The following is a 19,436-nucleotide window of genomic DNA, read 5'->3' as shown; positions in this document are numbered from 1 at the left end:
TCGTTATCTTTTCCTTACTTTCCGTGTATTCTGAACGCTAATAATCAGACCTATGGAGAATCTCTGATGTCTTTCAGTCAACCCGACGCCGTTATTCGCATTAAAAATCTGCGGCTGCGCACGTTCATCGGTATCAAGGAAGAGGAAATCAACAACCGACAGGACGTCCTGATCAACGTGGTGATCCACTACCCGGCGGACAAAGCGCGCAACAGCGAAGACATCGCCGATGCACTCAACTACCGCACCATCACCAAAGCGATCATCCGCCATGTGGAAGATAACCGTTTCGCGTTGCTGGAAAAATTAACGCAGGATGTGCTCGACATCGTAAAAGAACACGCCTGGGTAACCTATGCTGAAGTGGAGATAGATAAACTTCTGGCCCTGCGCTACGCCGATTCGGTTTCCATGACCATGAGCTACCGCCGGGACTAACTCAGGGAGGTCGACCATGCGGATCCTGATCACCGGCGCAACGGGATTGATAGGCAGCAGTCTGACGGCCAGGCTGCTAACGCTTTCTCACCACATTACGGTGTTGACCCGAGACGAGCGGCGAGCCCGAGCCAGGCTGGGCGATCGGCCGAGCTATTGGCAAACGCTGGACGACCGGCAGTCGCTGGATGAATTCGACGCGGTGATCAACCTGGCCGGCGAACCTATCGCCGACAAGCGCTGGAGCGCACAGCAGAAAGAGCGCCTGTGCCGCAGCCGCTGGGATCTGACCGAACGGTTGGCGAGGCTGATCAAGGCCGGCAGCACGCCGCCCGGTGTGTTGATTTCCGGTTCCGCCGTCGGCTACTACGGCGATCAGGGGCAGGCGGTGGTGACCGAAGAGGAGCCACCGCACGACGAATTCACCCACCAGCTGTGTCAACGCTGGGAAACGCTGGCGCTGCAGGCGCAAAGCGATGCCACCCGCGTCTGCCTGCTGCGCACCGGCGTGGTGCTGGCGCCACAGGGCGGCGCGCTGGCCAAAATGCTGCCGCCGTTCCGCTTCGGGCTGGGCGGCCCGATCGGCGACGGTCGCCAATATCTGCCGTGGATCCATCTCGACGACATGGTCAACGGCATTATTTATCTACTGGATCACGCCACGCTGAGCGGCCCGTTTAACATGGTCGCGCCCTACCCGGTGCACAACGAGCAGTTCGCCGCCCAATTGGCCAACGTGCTCGATCGCCCGGCGTTTCTGCGGGTGCCGGCGTTCGCCATGCGGCTGTTGATGGGGGAAGCGGCGGTGCTGGTGCTCGGCGGCCAGCGGGCGGTGCCGAAGCGCCTGGAAGAGGCCGGCTTCCACTTCCGCTATCTGGAATTGGAACAGGCATTGGATGACGTGATTAATCAGCGGGCCGAAGCCCGCTGATCTGAGGTTACTTCAACGCGCCGGACAGGAACTGCTGCAGGCGCGGGCTTTTGGGGTTGCCGAACAGCTCGGCCGGCGGCCCCTGCTCTTCGATCAACCCTTTGTGCAGGAAGATCACGTGGTTGGAAACGTGGCGCGCAAATTCCATTTCGTGCGTCACCACCACCATGGTTTTTCCCTCCTCCGCCAGCTTCTGCATGATGCGCAGCACCTCGCCCACCAGCTCGGGATCCAGCGCCGACGTCGGTTCGTCAAACAGCAGCACCTCCGGCTCCATCGCCAATGCGCGAGCAATGGAGACGCGCTGCTGCTGGCCACCCGACAGGTGCACCGGGTACTTGCCGCGCGCCCGCTCGTCGATGCCCACTTTATCCAGGTAACGCACCGCGCGCTCATGCGCGTCGGCCTTGCTCAGCCCCAGCACCTGCACCGGCGCCTCCATCACGTTCTCCAGCACCGTCATATGGCTCCACAGGTTAAAGTGCTGGAACACCATGGTCAGGCGGGTGCGCAGCAGCTGCAGCTGCTTCTTGTCGAACACTTTCAGCTGGCCGTCCTTGTCGCGCACCATGCGAATATCTTCGTTGTTCAGGCTGATCGAGCCTTCGCTCGGCTTCTCGAGGAAGTTGATGCAGCGCAGAAAGGTGCTTTTGCCGGAGCCAGAGGAGCCGATGATGCTGATCACATCCCCGGCGTTGGCCGCCAGCGAGACGCCTTTCAGCACTTCGTGGTCGCCATAGCGTTTGTGCAGTTCCGTGACGGCTAATTTATTCTCAGACATGGTTTTTCTTCCCGTCATTTATCAGTGACTAACGTGTGCCATCCAGCGTTTTTCAGCTTTGCGGAACAGGCTGATTAACACGTAGGAGATGATCAGGTACAGCACCGCCGCGATGCCGAAAGCGTAGAACGGCTGGTAGGTCGCGGCGTTGATGTCGCGCGCGATCTTCAGCAGATCCGGCACGGTGGCGGTAAACGCCAGCGCGGTGGAGTGCAGCATCAGGATCACTTCGTTGCTGTAAGCCGGCAACGCGGTGCGCAGTGCCGAAGGCAAAATGATGCAGCGATACATCTTGAAGCGCGAGAAACCGTAGGCGTTGGCGGCCTCGATTTCACCGTGCGGCACCGCGCGGATCGCCCCGGCGAAGATCTCGGTGGTATAGGCGCAGGTATTGAGCGTCAGCGCCAGGATGGTGCAGTTAAGCCCGCTGCGGAAAAACGCATTAAGAAACTCGGTGCCGCGCACAATCTCGAGGCTGTACATGCCGGAGTAGAACACCAGCAGCTGCACGTACAGCGGCGTACCGCGAAACACATAGGTGTAAAGCCACACCGGGAAACGCACCCAGCGAAGGGAAGAGACGCGCGCCACCGCCATCGGGATCGCCAGCAGCCCGCCCATCACCACCGAGGCGATCAGCAGCCACAGCGTGACTGCCACGCCAGTGAAACGGTAGCCGTCGCTCCACAGCAGCGACTGCCAATACTGTTGCAAAATCTCGATCATAGCTCGGCCCTCTTGACGCCCAGTGAGTAACGCCGTTCAAGCCACAGCAGCACGCCGTTGGAAACGGTAGTGAAGATCAGGTACACCATGCCGGCCACGATGGCGAAGAAGAACGGCTGATAGGTGCCTTTCCCCGCCAGCTGCGTGGCTTTCACCACGTCGTTCAGGCCGAGGATCGACACCAGCGCCGTCGCCTTCAGGATCACCTGCCAGTTGTTGCCGATGCCCGGCAAAGCGAAACGCATCATCGCCGGGAACAGAATGCGCCGAAAGATCTGCGCGCCGCTGAAGCCGTAGGCCGTCGCCGCTTCGATCTGCCCTTTCGGCACCGCCAGATAGGCGCCGCGGAAGGTCTCAGTGAAGTAAGCACCGTAGATAAAGCCGAGGGTAATGATACCGGCGCCGAGAGGATCGATATCGATCTGCGAGAAGCCGAGCAGCGTGGTGATGTTGTTCAGCGCGATTTGCAGGCCGTAAAAGATCAGCAGCATCAGCACCAGATCGGGCACGCCGCGGATCAGCGTGGTATAGGCGCCGAACAGACCGGAGATAAAGGGGTTATGAGACAGTTTGCCACCGGCGCCGATCAGGCCGATCACCACCGCCAGCAACACGGAACTGAGGGCCAGCTCCAACGTCACCAGAGCCCCCTCGAAAATCAGTTGGGAATAGCCTTGCAGCATCTACTTCACCCTGTGGTCTAGGATCCGAACCATCGGGGCCGGCACGCCGGCCCCGCAGTCACAGCATGGAACGGTAAGCGGATTACCCGCCGTAGACGTCAAAGTCGAAGTACTTTTTCGCGTATTTGTCGTAGGTGCCGTCTTTGCGCATCTCGGCGAAGGCTTTGTCCAGCGCCGCTTTCAGCTCGGTATCGGTCTTGCGCAGCCCCATGCCGGTGCCGACGCCGAAGAACTTGTCATCCTTCACCGATTCGCCGGCGAACGCATAGTCTTTGCCCGGCGGCTGTTTCAGGAAGCCGTCGCTGCCCGCCACTTCATCCTGGAAGGCGGCGTCAATACGGCCGGAAGCCAGATCGGCGTAAACCAGATCCTGGTTCTGGTAAGGCACGACGGTGATGCCCTTCGGCTGCCACATGGCGTTGGCGTAGGCTTCCTGGGTGGTGCCCTGCAGCACGCCCACGCTCTTGCCTTTCAGAGCGTCCACGGTAGGCAACAGCTTGGACCCTTTCGGCGCGATCAGACGCGCGTTGGCGGCATACAGCTTGTCGGTAAAGGCGATTTCCTGCTGGCGTTTTTCAGTGATGGACAGCGAAGAGATGATGGCGTCGATTTTCTTCGCCTTGAGGGAGGGGATCAGCGCGTCGAAGTCGCTCTCCACGAAGGTGCATTGGGTATTGATGCGTTTGCACAGCTCTTTGGCCAAATCAATGTCAAAGCCAACCAATTCGCCTTTGGCGTTTTTGGATTCAAACGGTGCGTAAGTCGGATCGGTGCCAATCTTCAGCGTGGAAGGAATGGCGGCAAAGGCGCTGCTGGCGGCGCTCAAAGCCAGAACTAACGGCAAAATCAAAACCCGCTTTTTCATAAATTACCCTCAAATTGATTTTTTTGATGCCACTACGGGCATTACTTTCCCCACCAAATCAATTTGCAGTAATCGTGCCACATTAGGTGCTACGGGCGGAGGGAACGGCTCCGGCCTTCACAATACTGTTTCCTGGGACGATAACCGCAAAATTAAATCGGCCGGTTGGGGCCGCGCCACTGGCAACCGCAATAAGGCGGCGCCATGAAACAGTGAGCGTGATGAAGTGGGATCATTATGGTGCATACTCCGCCCCAATTCAGTGCGGTGTTGCACAAATGTACCAATTTAGGGATAAAACTGTTAATTAGCACCCTGCCAGCGGGTGAACAGATCGGTCGGCAATTCGATATCAAACTGGTCGATCACCCGATTGACGGTCTGATCGATGATGTCTTGCACGCTTTTTGGCTGGTGGTAAAACGCCGGCACCGGCGGCATGATCACCGCGCCCATCTCTGCCGCCTGCGTCATCAGCCGCAAATGACCAAGATGCAACGGCGTTTCCCGCACGCATAAGACCAAACGGCGGCGCTCTTTGAGCACCACGTCGGCGGCGCGGGTCAGCAATCCGTCACTGTAGCTGTTAACGATGCCGGACAGGGTTTTGATTGAGCATGGCAGGATCGCCATACCCAGGGTTTTGAAAGAGCCGGAGGAGATGCCGGCGGCGATGTCGCGCGCATCGTGCACCACGTCGGCCAGCGCCTGCACTTCCCGTAGGCTGTACGGCGTTTCCAGCGCCAGCGTCTGTCTTGCAGCATTACTCATCACCAGATGGGTTTCCACCTCTGCGACGTCGCGCAAAACCTGTAACAGGCGCACGCCGTAGATCGCGCCGCTGGCGCCGGAAATGCCGATGATGAGTCGTTTCATGAAGAATGGCCTCTGCCGTAAAAAGTAAGATCAGGCAGACTTTGCCGCAATGGCGAGGGATAAGCAAGTCAGAGGAACAAGGTGCACCGCCGCAGACGCGGCGATGCACCTTGAGGGATCAACGCAGACCGTTAGCCTTCGTTGTGCAGTTCCAGATTTTCCGCTTCGGTTTGCACCCGCATCGCCTTGGCATCGTCGCTGCGCAGCGACTCCAGGTATTCCAGATAGCTTTGGTCAACGTCTTTGGTCACGTAGATACCATTGAAGACCGAGCATTCGAACTGGATGATGTCCGGGTTCTCTTCGCGCACCGCTTCGATCAGATCGTCGAGGTCCTGGAAGATCAGCCCGTCGGCGCCGATAATCTGACGGATTTCATCCACTTCACGCCCGTGGGCGATCAGTTCGTTGGCGCTCGGCATGTCGATGCCGTAGACGTTAGGGAAACGCACTTCCGGCGCGGCGGAAGCCAGATACACGCGCTTGGCGCCCGCTTCGCGCGCCATCTCGACGATTTGCTCAGAGGTCGTGCCGCGCACGATGGAGTCATCCACCAGCAGCACGTTCTTGTCGCGGAACTCGGCACGGTTGGCGTTCAGCTTGCGGCGTACCGACTGGCGACGCGCCTGCTGGCCCGGCATGATAAAGGTGCGGCCAACGTAGCGGTTTTTCACGAAGCCCTGGCGGTATGGCTTCTCGAGAATACGCGCGATCTCCAGCGCGATATCGCAGGAAGTTTCAGGAATCGGGATCACCACGTCGATATCCAGATCTTCCCACTCGCGGGCGATCTTCTCACCCAGCTTCTGGCCCATGCGCACGCGGGCGCTGTAGACCGAGATCTTGTCCATAAAGGAGTCTGGGCGCGCAAAATAAACATATTCGAACAGGCACGGGTTGGTTTTCGGGTTCTCTGCGCACTGGCGGGTGAACAGCTGGCCCTTGGTGGTGATGTACACCGCTTCGCCCGGCGCCACGTCGCGCAGGAACTCAAAGCCCAGGGTATCCAGCGCCACGCTCTCGGAAGCCACCATGTACTCGCTGCGGCCATCCTCCAGCGTGCGCTTGCCGATCACCAGCGGACGAATACCGTTGGGATCGCGGAACGCTAGCAGGCCATGACCGATGATCATCGCCACGCAGGCGTAAGCGCCGCGCAGTTGCTGATGCATAGCGGCGACCGCGGTAAAGATGTTGTCGGCTTCCAGCGGATAGTGCGGGAAGCGATCCAGCTCGCTGGCCAGCACGTTCAGCAGGATTTCCGAGTCGGAGGTGGTGTTGACATGGCGGCGGCCGCTTTCGAACAGCTTTTGGCGCAGCTCATGGGCGTTGGTCAGGTTGCCGTTGTGGGCCAGCGTAATGCCGAACGGCGAGTTGACGTAGAAAGGCTGGGCCTCAGAGGCGCTCGAGCTGCCGGCCGTCGGGTAACGCACATGGCCAATGCCCATGTTGCCCTGCAAGCGTTGCATATGGCGCGCCTCAAACACATCCTTCACCAGGCCGTTGGCTTTACGCAAACGGAACCCGTTGTGGGCGTCAATGGTGACGATGCCTGCGGCATCCTGGCCACGGTGCTGAAGCACCGTCAGCGCATCATAAATCGACTGGTTTACCGGCATGAAACCGGCGATACCGACAATACCGCACATGTTGTCTTTTCCTCATCAGCGCTACCGCCCCGGCAATTGGGTCGGCAAGAAACTCGACGTGCTCTGCAGGTAGTCAAAGAACCACCTGATGACGTAACTGAACTGGGGGATCAGCTGCGACTGTTTCCAGTCGGCACTTTGTGAAAAGCCGGTAAAGGTATCCAGGAAGAACAGGATCGCCGCGACAATCAACACGCCGCGCAGTGCGCCGAAGCAGATGCCCAGCACCCGGTCGGTGCCCGACAACCCGGTTTTCTCTACCAGTGAGCTAATCACATAGTTAACAATAGCCCCTACGATCAGGGTCGCGATGAACAAAATCGCGATCGCGATGCCGTTTCGCACCAGTTCATCTTCAAAACGAGTGAAATAGACCGCAAGGTAAGAGTAGAAATGGCTGGCAACAAAAAACGCACATCCCCATGTCACAAGTGACAATGCTTCGCGAACAAACCCTCGGATCAGGCTCACCAGAGCCGAAAATCCAATCACCGCTATAATGACGTAATCAATCCAGACCATGAACTATTCCAATGATGAATCGCCCCTGCATCCAATTCGCGGCGAATTCTAACAGAAAAAGAAAACGTTTGCGTAGGGGATTTCCTACCACGTTACAAATAAAAAGCGGCGATTAAAAAATTCCCAATCGCCGCGCCTACATAGGTGATTTCGCCTGTAAAAGGCGCGGTTTCTCTCGCTTTCTCTCCACTACTCCTGAATTCAGGGGCGCATCCTGCTGCGCCCCCGCGGGGTTTAACGGCCGTACGGCTTCACCTGCCCGCTCAGCCCGCTGATCGAGTTCAGCGACGGCAGCGCCGCCTGCAGCTTCTGCTTGGAAGCGTCCGGGCCAACGTAGATGCGGGTGATCTGCCCTTGCACCGGCGTTGACGGCACGGTAAAGGCGCGATAGCCCGAGAGACGCAGCGAAGCGACAATCTCGTTCGCCTTGGCGGCGTTCTTCAGCGCCCCGAGCTGCACGACATAGGCTTGCCCGGACGGCGCTTTTTCTTCCGCCGGTTTTGGCTGCGGCGTCGGTTCTGGTTTCGGCGTCGGTTCCGGCTTCGGCACCGGTTTCACCTCCACCGGCTTCGGCTGCGGTACCGGTTTTGGTTTCACTTCCACCGGTTTGGTTTCCACCGGCTTCGGCTTAGGCTGCTGCACCGGCTGAGGACGCGTCTCGACCGGCGGCGGCGCTACCTGCGTCGGTTGCTGAGCGCTCTGCCGCACCGCCTGTTGCGCCGCCGCTTCGTTGGCCGCCTGCTGCTCGACCAGCGCGCCCGCCCCTTCCGGCGGCTGCGCCGGCAACGGCTGCGTCACCGGCGGCAGCACGTCGTTCTCTTCGACGTCGCCCGCCTTCGGCACCAATGGAATGGCCGCGAACTCATCCTCGTAATGCTTCTTTTTGCCGTCCAGCAACCCTGGCAGGATGATTACCCCCAGCGCCACCAGAATCACGGTTCCAACCAGTCGGTTCTGAAATTTACTCGCCACTCACACTCCCCGCATCTCGTCTAACGCCGCCATCACCTGCGCCACGGTGTGGAACGATCCACAGACGATCACAATATCCTGTTTATCAGCATCCTGCATAGCCTGCCGCCAGGCAGTTTCGACATCATTAAAGCGGCGCGGTTCCGTCAGATGCTGCGCCAGCTGTTCGACGCTGGCACCGCGCGGCCCGTCGAGCGGTGCGCAGTACCATTCATCCACCTGCTCGCTGAGGCAGGCCAGCGTGCCGGCGATATCCTTGTCGGACAGCATGCCCACCACCGCGCGCACCTTGCCGCCGTCGCGCGGCAGCTTGGCCAGACGCCCGGCCAGATAGCCGGCGGCGTGCGGGTTGTGTGCCACGTCGAGGATCAGCATCGGCTCCCGCCGCACGATCTGGAAACGCCCCGGCAGCGTCGCCTGCTGCAGCCCGGTGAAGATCGCGCGTTCGTCGATTTCCAGCGGGGAACAGTTCAGCGCCGCCAGCGCGGTAGCGGCGTTGGCCAGCGGTATGTTCGGCGTCGGCAGATCGGTCAGCTGCGTGTCACCGCCCTGCCACTGCCAGCGATCGCCCTGCTCGCTGAAGCTCCAGGCTTCACCGCGGCGATACAGCGGTGCGCCCAGCGTTTCGGCGACCTGGCGAATGCTGTCCGGCATGTCGGGTTCGCCCACCACCGCCGGCTTGCCGCTGCGGAAAATACCGGCCTTTTCACGGCCGATGCTTTCGCGGTCGTTGCCCAGCCAGTCGGTATGATCGAGCGCAATGCTGGTGATCACCGCCACGCTCGGATCGACGATATTGGTGGCGTCGAGACGCCCGCCCAGGCCCACTTCCAGGATCACCACGTCGAGCCGCGCCTGTTTGAACAGCTGCAGCGCCGACAGGGTGCCGAATTCGAAATAGGTCAGCGACGTTTCGCCGCGGCCGGCTTCAATGGCGGCGAACGAGCGGCTATGCTCTGCTTCGCTCAGCTCTTCCCCCTGAATGCGCACGCGTTCGGTATAGCGCACCAGATGCGGCGAACTGTAGACGCCGACGCGCAGGCCGGCGGCCAGCAGAATGGCTTCGAGGGTACGACAGGTCGTGCCTTTGCCGTTGGTGCCGGCAACGGTGAACACCGTAGGAGCGGGGGTCAGTAAATCCAGATGCGCCGCGACGCGCTGTACGCGCTCAAGACCGAGTTCGATCGCCTGGCTGTGCAGACGTTCCAGATAGTAAAGCCACGAGCTCAATGGCGACGTGGCTTGGGGAATTTGGTGGTTTTGCATGAGTCCCGTCACTGAACTTGGGTTCATTAATCCATCAGGGCACCACCCTCACCGCGGTAAAGGCGATGCGCTTCGTAACCGCCGCCAACCCGCAAACCATGGCGCGATAGGCCACGGCCGGCAGGGAACGGGCATCAGCCGTCACTTAGCCACAAAGTGGCGGCTGAACCCGGGCGGGATCTGTCTTTGCCTCAGGCGTCGGCCTGCGGCTCCGGCTCAATGACCGGCGCGGCCTCATCGAAATGCGGCTGCGGTTGGTTGGTCAGCTTGGACAGAATGCTCGCCAACGTTTGGCGCATCTCCGGACGGCGAACAATCATGTCGATCGCGCCTTTTTCGATCAGGAACTCGCTGCGCTGGAAGCCAGGCGGCAGTTTCTCGCGCACGGTCTGCTCGATGACGCGCGGGCCGGCAAAGCCGATCAGCGCTTTCGGCTCGGCGATATTGATGTCGCCCAGCATCGCCAGGCTGGCGGAGACGCCGCCCATGGTCGGGTCGGTCAGCACGGAGATGTACGGCAAGCCGCGCTCCTGCATCTTAGCCAACGCCGCGCTGGTTTTCGCCATCTGCATCAGCGACATCAGCGCTTCCTGCATGCGCGCGCCGCCGCTGGCGGAGAAGCACACTAGTGGACAGTTGTCCTCCAGCGCCTGCTCAACCGCACGCACGAAACGCGCGCCGACCACGGAAGACATTGAGCCGCCGATGAAAGCGAATTCGAAGGATGCGGCGACGATCGGCATGCCGTACAGCGTGCCCTTCATCACCACCAGCGCATCTTTCTCGCCGGTCGCTTTCTGTGCGGCGACCAGACGATCTTTATAGCGCTTGGAATCCTTGAATTTCAGAACGTCCTTCGGCTCCAGATCGCTGCCCAGCTCCACTTCACTGCCTTCGTCCAGCAGGGTATGCAGACGCGCGCGCGCGCCCATACGCATGTGGTGGTCGCACTTCGGACACACTTCCAGATTACGCTCCAGCTCGGCGCGGTAGAGAACCTGGCCGCAGCTGTCGCATTTGGTCCAGACCCCTTCAGGAATGCTCGCCTTACGGGTTTGTGTGATATTGCTCTTGTTAAGAATTCGTTCAATCCAGCTCATCGATGACCTTTCTGTTTGAACCTGGCACACGCCAGTCCGCTGTTCATGCTTTAACAATCCCCCCGAAAACACCCCAATGAAAAAATGCCCGTTCGCGGCGCGGCAAGCGCGGCGACTGAGGCATCGGCTTCAGGGTTGTTCGCAGGAACAGACCATAATGTCGCTCATTAAACCATATCGGCCCGGCGCTGTGGACAAAAAACTGGTCGAACCGACAGGTTAAGCGATGTTTTTACTGTTTTTGCTGGCGGGCGGCCGCGCGCTTGTGACGCCAAATTTCAATCACGCCCGGCAGAATCGAAACGATGATGATCCCGACGATCAACAGTTTCAGGTTCTCCTGCACCACCGGCAGATCGCCGAACAGGTAGCCAGCATAAGTGAAGAGCAGCACCCAAACCAGTGCACCAATCACGTTGTAGGCGGCGAAGTGGCGATAGGACATATGCCCCATGCCGGCGACGAACGGCGCAAAAGTACGCACGATCGGCACGAATCGCGCCAGAATAATCGTTTTCCCACCGTGCTTCTCATAGAACTGATGCGTCTTGTCCAGGTAGCTACGGCGGAAAATTTTCGAGTTCGGGTTGCTGAACAGCTTCTCGCCGAACAACCGCCCGATAGTGTAGTTCACCGCATCGCCAATGATCGCCGCTACGGCCATCAACGCCACCATGGTGTGCACGTTGAGATCGTTGGTCGGCAACGCCGCCAGCGCGCCGGCGACAAACAGCAAAGAATCCCCCGGCAGGAACGGCGTCACCACCAGGCCGGTTTCGCAAAACAAGATCAGGAACAGAATAGCGTAGACCCACATGCCGTATTGTGCGACCAGCTCGGCCAGGTGCACATCAATATGCAAAATGAAATCAATAATAAACTTGATGATGTCCATAAATTCTCTCATTGATACCGGGTGTTTCAATCACCCGGCAGAAGCACAAGGGAGCGACGCTTTCAGGCGTGCCGGCGTTTAATCGTCGGGCAAAAACAGCGGCCCCATCGGCGGCCGCGGTAGACCAAAATGATCGGGATAGTCCACGGCAACCAGATACAGCCCCTCGGCTCGCGCCGTCGCCGCCGCCAGATTGCGATCCTTCAGCGCCAGCAACTCGGCCATCCAGTTCTCATCCTGATTGCCGCAGCCGATCTCCATCAGGCTGCCGACGATATTGCGAACCATGTGATGCACAAAGGCATTCGCCTTGATATCTACCACAATATATTCGCCGTAGCGCGTAACCTTAACGTGTTTTACGCAGCGCCACGGGGTGCGCGACTGACACTGCACCGCGCGGAACGAGGTGAAGTCATTCTCGCCCAGCAGCGCCTGCGCCGCCCGGTGCATGCGATCGGCGTCCAGGGGGTGATAAAAGTGCGTCACCCCCTGTTGCAACACCGCCGGCCGGTAGCGATGGTTGAAAATAATATAGCGGTAACGGCGCGCGGTAGCGCTGAAACGCGCGTGAAAATCGTCGGCGACGGGGCTCACCCAGCGCACCGCGATGTCCGGCGGCAAATGGGTGTTCACGCCCATCGTCCAGGCGGCGTCCTTGCGACGCGCGGTGGTTTCGAAATGCACCACCTGCCCGGTGGCGTGCACCCCGGCGTCGGTGCGCCCGGCGCACAGCACGTTGATCGGCGCATCCGCCACCTTGCTCAACGCCTGCTCAAGGCGCTCCTGCACGCTGGCCACTTCTTGCTGCCGCTGCCAGCCGTAGTACCGGCTGCCGTCATATTCGATGCCCAGCGCTACCTTCAGCGTCGGCTGAGCGGGCGAGACCACCTCTGACATCAGTACATCTGCTCCTGCACCAGACGCTCGGCGGTTTCGATCGCCATTAACGCGCCGCCGAAGCGCACGTTGTCCGCCACCGTCCAGAACTGCAGCAGCTCGGGGATGCCGTAATCGTTACGCAGGCAACCGATGCTGAGCGCATCGCTGCCGGAGGCTTCGGTCACCTGAGTCGGGTAATCGTCCTCTTCGCTCAGCTGAATGTCCTCGACTTCTTCGAGCTCGCTGCGCGCCTCTTCGGCGGACAGCGGGCGCAGCGCTTCCAGGTGCACCACCTGCGCATGGCCGTAAAACACCGGCGACTGAACGCAGCTCACCGAAATCGGCAACCCTTCGTCCTGCAGCACCTTGCGCACCTGATCGACGATCAGACGCTCTTCGCGCACGCTGCCCTGCTCGTCGGCAACGAGCGGCAGCAGGTTAAACGCCAGCTGTTTAGCGAAGACGCCTTCCTCGGCAGGAATGCCGTTCAGCAGGCGCGCGCTCTGGCCGGCCAGATCGTCCACCGCGGCCTTGCCGCGCGAGGATACCGACATCAGCGTGGTAACGTGCAGACGCGAGAGCCCCGCCTGTTCGGTCAGCGGTTTGATCGCCGTCAGCAGCTGGCTGACCATGCTGTCGGCCACCGCGACGATATTGCGGTTGCGGTAATCCGCCAGCACCTGCGGGTTAACACCCGGTACCACCAGCGGCACATCCGGCTCCATGGCGAACAGACCGCTGGTGTCGATCACCAGGCAGCCCATGTTGCCGGCCTCTTCGGCATAGCGAGCGGAAGCGTCGCTGCCGGCGACGAAGAAGGCCAGTTGGGCCTGCGACCAGTCGAACTCTTCGGCGTTCTGCACCAGAAGAGACTTGCCGTTGAAGCGCACATTGGCGCCCGCGCTGCGTTCGCTTGCCAGAGGATAGAGCTCACCCACCGGGAACTGGCGTTCCTGCAACAATTCCAGCAACGCTTCACCTACCGCGCCAGTGGCGCCGAGCAGCGCGATATTCCAGCCGTCAGACATCGGGTTTTCTCCAGAGTATTTCATTCATAAAAGCAGACGGGCAGTGCAATCACCGCCCGATAATCTTTACCGCTCACTGTAGCGGCGTTGGCTTAAGACAACCTTACGCGCTACGCCAGGCTAAAACCCAGCTTGCCGAGCAGCTCGGCGCTGGCGCTGTCATCGCATTGCACGGCCAGCGAAGACCACTCGCGGCGCTCCTGGTAGTGCTTGCGCAGGCGATCGAATTCGCCCGGTTGCCCAGCGACTTTGCGCAGCGGCGCATCATCGCGGCGCACATCATACACCAAGTGCATCAATCGTTTTAACCGCGCTTCATCCAGCGGCCCATTGAGGCGGATCTGGCTGAACTCCGGCACCGGCAACAGCGAGGCCAGCGCCACCTGTTGCGGCTGCCCCAGATGGCGGCTGAACGCCTCGAACACCTGGGTGGTACCGCGCGCCTTGCCTTCCAGCGTATACCCAGCGATGTGCGCGGTACCGATATCCACCCGCGCCAGCAGCGGTAAGGCGAGATCCGGCTCCGGTTCCCACACGTCCAGCACCGTGCTCAGCTTTTTGCCCTTTTCCAGCGCCTGCAGCAAGGCGGCGTTATCCACCACCGGCCCGCGGCAGGCGTTGATCAGAATGCGGTTGTCCGGCAGGGCCGCCAACAGCTCGGCGTCCGCCAGATGCAGCGAATGGTATGGGCCGGATTTATTCAACGGCGTATGGAAGGTCAGCACGTCGGCCTCGGCCACCAGCTTCTCCAACGGCCAGAATTCCCCGGCGTCGCCGCGATCGGCACGCGGCGGATCGCACAGCAGCGTGCGCACGCCCAGCGCTTTGAGGCGAGCATCCAGACGGGAACCAACGTTGCCCACGCCGACGATGCCGACGGTTTTATCCCGCAGGTGGAAGCCGTCGCGTTCGGCCAGCAGCATCAAGGCAGAGAACACATACTCGACCACCGCGATAGCGTTGCAGCCCGGCGCGGCGGAAAAGCCGATGCCCTGACGTTGCAGCCAGGCTTCATCGACGTGATCGGTGCCGGCGGTGGCGGTGCCGACAAAGTCGATATGGCTGCCGGCCAACAAGGCTTCATTGACCTTGGTGACCGAACGCACCATCAGCGCATCGGCATCCGCCAGCGCCTCGAGCGGGATCGGGCGGCCCGGTACCGCCTGCACCTCGCCCAGGCGGCTGAACAGCTCGGCCGCGTACGGCATATTTTCATCAACCAGAATTTTCACTGCGTTCTCCGACGGTTTACGGCTATTTGTCTGCGAAATAGTGTGCCACTGAATCAGGCACGGCGAAAGCGCTCAGGGGTAGTGCCGGCGATCTGCTGGAACATGACGATAAAGGCCGACGCGGAGCTGTAGCCGACGTCTAACGCCACGTCCTGCACGGTCTTGCCCTGCTCGAGCAGGGAGACGGCATGCAGGAACCGCAGGCGCTGGCGCCATTCGCTGAACGACATGCCCAGATCCTGTTGGCAGCGTCGCGACAGCGTGCGCTCGGTGGTGTAGACCCGAGCCGCCCACGCCGCCAGCGAGGTGTTGTCCGCCGGACAATGCTCCAACGCTTCCAGCACCGGCGCCAAGAACTTGTCGTCCGACGACGGCAGATAGGTTTGCTGGCGCGGCGACAGGCGCAGCTGATCGATCAGCACCTGGCAGAGACGCAAATCCGCCTCCGCCTGCGGAATGTACTGCTTGCGCGCATAGAAATCCTCGGCGATGGCGCGGAATATCGGCGTTACGCTCACCAGACAGGGGTCGGCCGGCATGCCGGTGCACAGCGCCGGCGTGATGTCCACCATGCGGCACTGCGCCAGCCGCTGGTTATAGCAGGAGTGTTCGATGCCAGCCGGCGCCCACAGCACGAACTCCGGCGGCGCCAGAAAGCGCTGCCCGCCGATGCGCAGCACCATCACCCCGGCTTTAACCCACATCAACTGACCCCAGGTGTGGCTGTGCGGCTGGAATTCGGTGCGCGCGTTGAACTCCTCGCAGCGGAACTGCACCGGGTTGGGCGCCGGGATCAACGACTCGGGGAAATGGCGGATTTCTGGCATGGTTTCGTCCCGTGATTTGTCTTGTTTACGCCGATTTTTGTCTGGATATCACTATATATGATAAACCGGACACGCGTAGACTAGCCAGCATGTTGGACGTTATTGAGAATAATTATCATGAATATGCTCTTCCCGCTGTTGGCCGTGCTGATTTGGTCGATTAATGCCGTCGTCAGCAAACTCTCCGCCACCGCCATCGATCCGGCGGCCATCTCGCTCTACCGCTGGCTGCTGGCGCTGATTGCCCTCACGCCGTTCGTGCTGCCGGGCGTGCTGCGCAACTGGGCGCAGGTGCGCGCCAACTGGTGGAAGCTGATGATCCTCGGCCTGCTGGGCATGGTGCTGTACCAAAGCCTGGCCTATTACGCCGCGCACAGCGTCAGCGCGCTGTTTATGGGCATCATCGTGTCGCTGATCCCGCTGCTGACCATCCTGATCAGCATCGTTCTGCTGCGCATTGCGCCAACCGTCGGCGTGCTGCTCGGCAGCATACTCTCCTTCTGCGGCCTGATCTGGCTGGTCAGCGGCGGTCAGCCCGGCGTGCTGTTGCAGCACGGTATCGGCAAAGGGGAATTGATGATGCTGCTCGCCACCGCCTCGTACGCGCTGTATGGCGTGTTGACCAAACGCTGGGCCATCGCGCTGCCGAACTGGCAATCGTTGTACGTGCAGATCCTGTTCGGCGTGCTGTTGTTACTGCCTAATTTCCTGATGGCGCAGGATGTCGGCTTGAACGGCCATAACCTGCCGCTGGTGCTGTTCGCCGGCATTCCGGCTTCGATCATCGCCCCGTTCCTGTGGATCCAGGGCGTGATGCGCCTGGGCGCCAACACCGCCTCGATCTTCATGAACCTGGCACCGGTGTTTACCGCCGCTATCGCCGTGCTGTTCCTGCATGAGCAGTTGCACGGTTACCACCTGATCGGCGGCGGCATTACCCTGCTGGGCGTTATCCTGTCGCAGCGGCTGCGCACGCCGCTGACGCGTAAAGCCAAAGCCCCGGCGGCCAACGCAGAGTCCTGCAAAGAACAGGCTTAAGGCAGCAGCCTGAAACGCACCCGCACCAACAGGCCGCCCAGCGCGGCAGAGCTCAACAGCTCCGGGCGGGTGCCGTGATACGCGGTGATGTCTTTCACCAACGCCAGTCCCAACCCGGCGCCCGGCTGATCGCCCACGTTGTCCAGCCGGTGAAACGGCTGCAGCGCCAGCGCCTTGTCCTGCAAGGCGATGCCGGGGCCGCTGTCTTCTATCTCCAGCACGCCTTCCCCTGCCGCCTTATCCTGCGTGAGGCGAGCGGTCACCACGCCCTGACGCGGTGTATATTTCAGCGCGTTGTCCAGCAGGTTGGCGCACAGCTCGGCCAACAGCAGCGGCTCCCCCGCCACCTGACACGCCGCCTCGCCTTCGAACCCGAGATCGATCTGTTTACTGCGCGCCTGCGGCAAGCGGGAAAAGCAGGCGTCGCGCAGCACCTGCGCCAGGTTGACCGGTTGCAACTTACGATCGGCCTGGTGCTCGCTGGCCTTCAGGCGTGAAAGATGCAGCAGGCGGTCGGTCAGCGACACGGTATTATCCAACGTCGCGCTCATCGCCTGCAGGCTTTCGCGCCACTGCTGCGGCCGGTCACTGGCCAGCGCTACCCCAACCTGAGTCTTCAACACCGCCAGCGGCGTGCGCAGTTGGTGCGAAGCGTCGGCGCTGAAGCGCTCCTGACGTGCCACCATCAGCCGCAGCCGTTCGATGTAACGATTAAACGCCACCAGCAGCGGCTGCATCTCCGACCATGGCAATACCCGCGGCAATGGCGTCAGCTCGCCCGGATCGCGCCGCAGCATGATACCGGAGAGCTTACGCATCGGCTTCAACACCCGCTTGAGCAATGCGAACGCCAGGATCAGGGTTAACGCCACCACCGTGCCCTGGCTCAGCAGCGCCGCGATCATCATCTGCCGCGCCAGGTAACGGCGCGACTCCAGGGTTTCCGCCACCAGAATGGTCGCCATGCCGCTCACGCCCGACTCGTTGACCGGTTGAAACAGCGCCGCCACGCGGATCGGCCTGCCGAGGTATTCCGCATCATAAAAATGCACCAGCGCCGGGTAGAGCGTGGAACGCGGGATATGGGGCGGCAAAGGCGGCAAATCGTCATAGCCCGAGATGCTTTTCCCCTGCGGCGAGATCACCTCGTAATACAGCTGATCGTTCATGTTGCGCTCGAAGCTGTCGAGCACCACATAGGGCACATCAACCGCCAGCTTGCCTTCGCGCACCACCAGTCGCTCCGCTACGGTGCGCGCCGACGCCAGCAGCGTGCGATCGTAAGCCAGGGTGGCGGCGCTCATGGCGCTGAAATAGTGGGTGTAGATAGAGATGCCGCCCAACGCCAGCAGCGGCAGGCCAAAAAACAATAGCAGTTGATAGAACAGCGAACGCGGCGCGTTAAACCACCGCATCGCACAGCTCCAGGCTGTAACCCAGGCCACGCAGCGTGACGATCGCCACGTCGCTGCCCTGCAGCTTTTTCCGCAGGCGGTGTACGTAAAGCTCGATGCTCTCCGGATTGGCCTCGTCGGACAACGTAAATACCTGCTCGAACAGCTGTTGCTTGGCCACCGGGCGGCCGCGCCGGTGCATCAACGCGGTCAACACCGCCAGCTCACGCGGCGTCAGCGCCAGCGGTTTGCTCTCCAGCAGAAAATAGCCTTCGTCGTGATAGGTCAACGCGCCGTACTGCAACGCCGGCTGCGGGGCGCCGACGCTGCGGCGCAGCAGCGCCCGAATACGCGCTTCCAGCTCGTCCAGTTCGAACGGCTTGGTGAGGTAATCGTCCGCCCCCAGATTCAGGCCTTTTACCCGGTCGGCCACGTCGGTGCGCGCCGTCAGCAGCAGCACCGGCAGATCCTGCCCGCGCTTGCGCAGGCGCGCCAGCAAATCCAGACCGTTCATACGCGGCAGCGCCACATCCAGCACCGCGAGCGCATAGCGTTCGTTGAGCAGCAGGTGATCCGCTGCCACGCCGTCCGGGGCGACGTCGACGGCAAAGCCGGCGCCGGTCAGCGCCTTTTGCAACCAGTGAGACAGCTCGGGGTGATCTTCAACCAATAACAGTCGCATGTTCCCATTCCATTGATTTATCTGAACAACCTGGCGCCAATATCGCGCTTGTTAACAGGTCGATAACAGAGAATGGCATGGAAAATAAGGGGATAAAAGAGCGCCGCGCCGCCAGTTTTGGGAGCTGGCACACAATTATGCGTATAGAGCGCGATCGCAGGACGATGTCAGATCAGCGGAATGGGGCTATCGGCCACGGCAATGTCCAGTACCGGGCGCAGCTTGTCGGCGGTAAACGGCGAAGAAACCAGCACGGAGCGATTGTTGACGGCAAATACCAGATCGATGCCGGTCACGCAGGCGGTCATCTGGCAGGCATACTTTTCACCGTCGGCGTTGACGAAATGCAGTTCAAACACGCCAACGTCGGCACGCAGTCGCTTCAAACGGCACTGCCCGGTTTCACCGACCATCTCCGCATAGACCTCAGGCAACCGTTTAATCGCGCATACTTTGGCGCTGTCCCTACCACCAAATAATTTCCCTAACGAAAACATATCACTGCGTCTCTATTCATTTCACTGATCATGATTTTATCGCGAAAGCAGAACGGCAAACCTGATATTACGCAGGATTTTGGCCGGTTTTGCGCCCTGTTCCTGCCCGCATTTCTATGGTAGCGCACCCGTGATTCACTGGCGACAAGAGA

At 60.6% G+C, this 19,436-nt stretch carries 21 protein-coding genes; 3 read left to right on the top strand and 18 right to left on the bottom strand.

Annotated features, from left to right (window positions below):
- The first annotated feature begins 66 nt into the window (after positions 1–66).
- Both folX and ACJ8HA_RS00860 read left to right on the top strand, forming a co-directional pair.
- The gene (folX, locus tag ACJ8HA_RS00865) at positions 67–438 is read left to right on the top strand and encodes a dihydroneopterin triphosphate 2'-epimerase (protein WP_025303682.1); all 372 of its coding nucleotides are present in this window, start codon (positions 67–69) and stop codon (positions 436–438) included.
- Between the two features lie 16 nt (positions 439–454).
- Positions 455–1,369: a TIGR01777 family oxidoreductase gene (locus ACJ8HA_RS00860; RefSeq protein WP_149570090.1), complete on the top strand. Its 915-nt coding sequence runs from the start codon at positions 455–457 to the stop codon at positions 1,367–1,369.
- A gap of 7 nt (positions 1,370–1,376) precedes the next feature.
- Here the strand turns inward: ACJ8HA_RS00860 and hisP are convergent, their stop codons facing one another.
- The 15 genes from hisP to ACJ8HA_RS00785 all read right to left on the bottom strand — a co-directional run bounded on the left by hisP (position 1,377) and on the right by ACJ8HA_RS00785 (position 15,673).
- Positions 1,377–2,150, bottom strand: a complete 774-nt coding sequence (hisP, locus tag ACJ8HA_RS00855; protein ID WP_004936098.1) for a histidine ABC transporter ATP-binding protein HisP — start codon at positions 2,148–2,150, stop codon at positions 1,377–1,379.
- Between the two features lie 21 nt (positions 2,151–2,171).
- Positions 2,172–2,876, bottom strand: a complete 705-nt coding sequence (locus ACJ8HA_RS00850) for an ABC transporter permease (RefSeq protein WP_025303685.1) — start codon at positions 2,874–2,876, stop codon at positions 2,172–2,174.
- Positions 2,873–3,559: a histidine ABC transporter permease HisQ gene (locus ACJ8HA_RS00845; protein WP_089196116.1), complete on the bottom strand. Its 687-nt coding sequence runs from the start codon at positions 3,557–3,559 to the stop codon at positions 2,873–2,875. The genes ACJ8HA_RS00850 and ACJ8HA_RS00845 overlap by 4 nt, the downstream gene beginning before the upstream one ends.
- Before the next feature lie 82 nt (positions 3,560–3,641).
- Positions 3,642–4,424 (bottom strand): histidine ABC transporter substrate-binding protein HisJ, encoded by a 783-nt coding sequence (gene hisJ / locus ACJ8HA_RS00840; RefSeq protein WP_004936109.1) that lies wholly within the window; start codon positions 4,422–4,424, stop codon positions 3,642–3,644.
- A 303-nt stretch (positions 4,425–4,727) separates the two neighbouring features.
- Positions 4,728–5,300 carry a UbiX family flavin prenyltransferase gene (locus ACJ8HA_RS00835; RefSeq protein ID WP_060433724.1) on the bottom strand — a complete coding sequence of 191 codons (573 nt, stop codon included), beginning with the start codon at positions 5,298–5,300 and terminating at the stop codon, positions 4,728–4,730.
- A gap of 131 nt (positions 5,301–5,431) precedes the next feature.
- On the bottom strand, positions 5,432–6,949 hold the full coding sequence (gene purF, locus ACJ8HA_RS00830) for an amidophosphoribosyltransferase (RefSeq protein ID WP_025303688.1): 1,518 nt from the start codon (positions 6,947–6,949) through the stop codon (positions 5,432–5,434).
- A 21-nt stretch (positions 6,950–6,970) separates the two neighbouring features.
- Positions 6,971–7,471 carry a colicin V production protein gene (gene cvpA, locus ACJ8HA_RS00825; protein WP_004936119.1) on the bottom strand — a complete coding sequence of 167 codons (501 nt, stop codon included), beginning with the start codon at positions 7,469–7,471 and terminating at the stop codon, positions 6,971–6,973.
- Between the two features lie 234 nt (positions 7,472–7,705).
- Positions 7,706–8,443, bottom strand: coding sequence for a cell division protein DedD (dedD, locus tag ACJ8HA_RS00820; RefSeq protein ID WP_049203693.1), 738 nt, complete (start codon positions 8,441–8,443; stop codon positions 7,706–7,708).
- Positions 8,444–9,709, bottom strand: coding sequence for a bifunctional tetrahydrofolate synthase/dihydrofolate synthase (gene folC, locus ACJ8HA_RS00815; protein ID WP_025303690.1), 1,266 nt, complete (start codon positions 9,707–9,709; stop codon positions 8,444–8,446).
- Positions 9,710–9,900: 191 nt separating this feature from the next.
- The gene (gene accD, locus ACJ8HA_RS00810) at positions 9,901–10,809 is read right to left on the bottom strand and encodes an acetyl-CoA carboxylase, carboxyltransferase subunit beta (RefSeq protein ID WP_025303691.1); all 909 of its coding nucleotides are present in this window, start codon (positions 10,807–10,809) and stop codon (positions 9,901–9,903) included.
- 232 nt (positions 10,810–11,041) lie between these two features.
- Positions 11,042–11,704, bottom strand: coding sequence for a DedA family protein (locus ACJ8HA_RS00805; RefSeq protein ID WP_004936130.1), 663 nt, complete (start codon positions 11,702–11,704; stop codon positions 11,042–11,044).
- 78 nt (positions 11,705–11,782) lie between these two features.
- On the bottom strand, positions 11,783–12,604 hold the full coding sequence (gene truA, locus ACJ8HA_RS00800; RefSeq protein ID WP_025303692.1) for a tRNA pseudouridine(38-40) synthase TruA: 822 nt from the start codon (positions 12,602–12,604) through the stop codon (positions 11,783–11,785).
- Complete coding sequence (locus ACJ8HA_RS00795) at positions 12,604–13,614, bottom strand: aspartate-semialdehyde dehydrogenase (protein WP_025303693.1); 1,011 nt, start codon at positions 13,612–13,614, stop codon at positions 12,604–12,606. Before ACJ8HA_RS00795 ends, truA begins: the two co-directional genes overlap by 1 nt.
- A 110-nt stretch (positions 13,615–13,724) precedes the next feature.
- The gene (gene pdxB / locus ACJ8HA_RS00790; protein WP_043140127.1) at positions 13,725–14,846 is read right to left on the bottom strand and encodes a 4-phosphoerythronate dehydrogenase PdxB; all 1,122 of its coding nucleotides are present in this window, start codon (positions 14,844–14,846) and stop codon (positions 13,725–13,727) included.
- A 53-nt stretch (positions 14,847–14,899) separates the two neighbouring features.
- On the bottom strand, positions 14,900–15,673 hold the full coding sequence (locus ACJ8HA_RS00785; RefSeq protein WP_025303695.1) for an AraC family transcriptional regulator: 774 nt from the start codon (positions 15,671–15,673) through the stop codon (positions 14,900–14,902).
- A gap of 117 nt (positions 15,674–15,790) precedes the next feature.
- Between ACJ8HA_RS00785 and ACJ8HA_RS00780 the strand changes: the two genes are divergently transcribed.
- Entirely contained in the window at positions 15,791–16,711 is a 921-nt protein-coding gene (locus ACJ8HA_RS00780; RefSeq protein WP_019453750.1) for a DMT family transporter, read from the top strand.
- Here ACJ8HA_RS00780 and ACJ8HA_RS00775 read toward each other — a convergent pair.
- From ACJ8HA_RS00775 to ACJ8HA_RS00765, 3 genes are all read right to left on the bottom strand, one after another.
- Positions 16,708–18,126 (bottom strand): sensor histidine kinase, encoded by a 1,419-nt coding sequence (locus ACJ8HA_RS00775; protein ID WP_043140131.1) that lies wholly within the window; start codon positions 18,124–18,126, stop codon positions 16,708–16,710. The genes ACJ8HA_RS00780 and ACJ8HA_RS00775 overlap by 4 nt on opposite strands.
- Positions 18,113–18,787 (bottom strand): transcriptional regulator TctD, encoded by a 675-nt coding sequence (tctD, locus tag ACJ8HA_RS00770; protein ID WP_025303698.1) that lies wholly within the window; start codon positions 18,785–18,787, stop codon positions 18,113–18,115. Before tctD ends, ACJ8HA_RS00775 begins: the two co-directional genes overlap by 14 nt.
- A 167-nt stretch (positions 18,788–18,954) precedes the next feature.
- The gene (locus tag ACJ8HA_RS00765) at positions 18,955–19,284 is read right to left on the bottom strand and encodes a hypothetical protein (protein ID WP_025303699.1); all 330 of its coding nucleotides are present in this window, start codon (positions 19,282–19,284) and stop codon (positions 18,955–18,957) included.
- Positions 19,285–19,436 lie beyond the last annotated feature (152 nt).

Source organism: Serratia sp. CY33802 (assembly GCF_052169095.1).
Taxonomy (GTDB): Bacteria; Pseudomonadota; Gammaproteobacteria; order Enterobacterales; family Enterobacteriaceae; genus Serratia; species Serratia bockelmannii.
This window is presented reverse-complemented; position numbering and strand designations above follow the sequence as displayed.

Coding starts and splice junctions, on each gene's coding strand:
- cvpA (WP_004936119.1), bottom strand. CDS start 7,471: ATGGTCTGGATTGATTACGTCATTATAGCGGTGATTGGATTTTCGGCT.
- tctD (WP_025303698.1), bottom strand. CDS start 18,787: ATGCGACTGTTATTGGTTGAAGATCACCCCGAGCTGTCTCACTGGTTG.
- hisP (WP_004936098.1), bottom strand. CDS start 2,150: ATGTCTGAGAATAAATTAGCCGTCACGGAACTGCACAAACGCTATGGC.
- ACJ8HA_RS00860 (WP_149570090.1), top strand. CDS start 455: ATGCGGATCCTGATCACCGGCGCAACGGGATTGATAGGCAGCAGTCTG.
- folC (WP_025303690.1), bottom strand. CDS start 9,709: ATGCAAAACCACCAAATTCCCCAAGCCACGTCGCCATTGAGCTCGTGG.
- ACJ8HA_RS00805 (WP_004936130.1), bottom strand. CDS start 11,704: ATGGACATCATCAAGTTTATTATTGATTTCATTTTGCATATTGATGTG.
- folX (WP_025303682.1), top strand. CDS start 67: ATGTCTTTCAGTCAACCCGACGCCGTTATTCGCATTAAAAATCTGCGG.
- ACJ8HA_RS00775 (WP_043140131.1), bottom strand. CDS start 18,126: ATGCGGTGGTTTAACGCGCCGCGTTCGCTGTTCTATCAACTGCTATTG.
- ACJ8HA_RS00845 (WP_089196116.1), bottom strand. CDS start 3,559: ATGCTGCAAGGCTATTCCCAACTGATTTTCGAGGGGGCTCTGGTGACG.
- purF (WP_025303688.1), bottom strand. CDS start 6,949: ATGTGCGGTATTGTCGGTATCGCCGGTTTCATGCCGGTAAACCAGTCG.
- ACJ8HA_RS00785 (WP_025303695.1), bottom strand. CDS start 15,673: ATGCCAGAAATCCGCCATTTCCCCGAGTCGTTGATCCCGGCGCCCAAC.
- ACJ8HA_RS00850 (WP_025303685.1), bottom strand. CDS start 2,876: ATGATCGAGATTTTGCAACAGTATTGGCAGTCGCTGCTGTGGAGCGAC.
- ACJ8HA_RS00795 (WP_025303693.1), bottom strand. CDS start 13,614: ATGTCTGACGGCTGGAATATCGCGCTGCTCGGCGCCACTGGCGCGGTA.
- truA (WP_025303692.1), bottom strand. CDS start 12,604: ATGTCAGAGGTGGTCTCGCCCGCTCAGCCGACGCTGAAGGTAGCGCTG.
- ACJ8HA_RS00765 (WP_025303699.1), bottom strand. CDS start 19,284: ATGTTTTCGTTAGGGAAATTATTTGGTGGTAGGGACAGCGCCAAAGTA.
- hisJ (WP_004936109.1), bottom strand. CDS start 4,424: ATGAAAAAGCGGGTTTTGATTTTGCCGTTAGTTCTGGCTTTGAGCGCC.
- ACJ8HA_RS00835 (WP_060433724.1), bottom strand. CDS start 5,300: ATGAAACGACTCATCATCGGCATTTCCGGCGCCAGCGGCGCGATCTAC.
- ACJ8HA_RS00780 (WP_019453750.1), top strand. CDS start 15,791: ATGAATATGCTCTTCCCGCTGTTGGCCGTGCTGATTTGGTCGATTAAT.
- accD (WP_025303691.1), bottom strand. CDS start 10,809: ATGAGCTGGATTGAACGAATTCTTAACAAGAGCAATATCACACAAACC.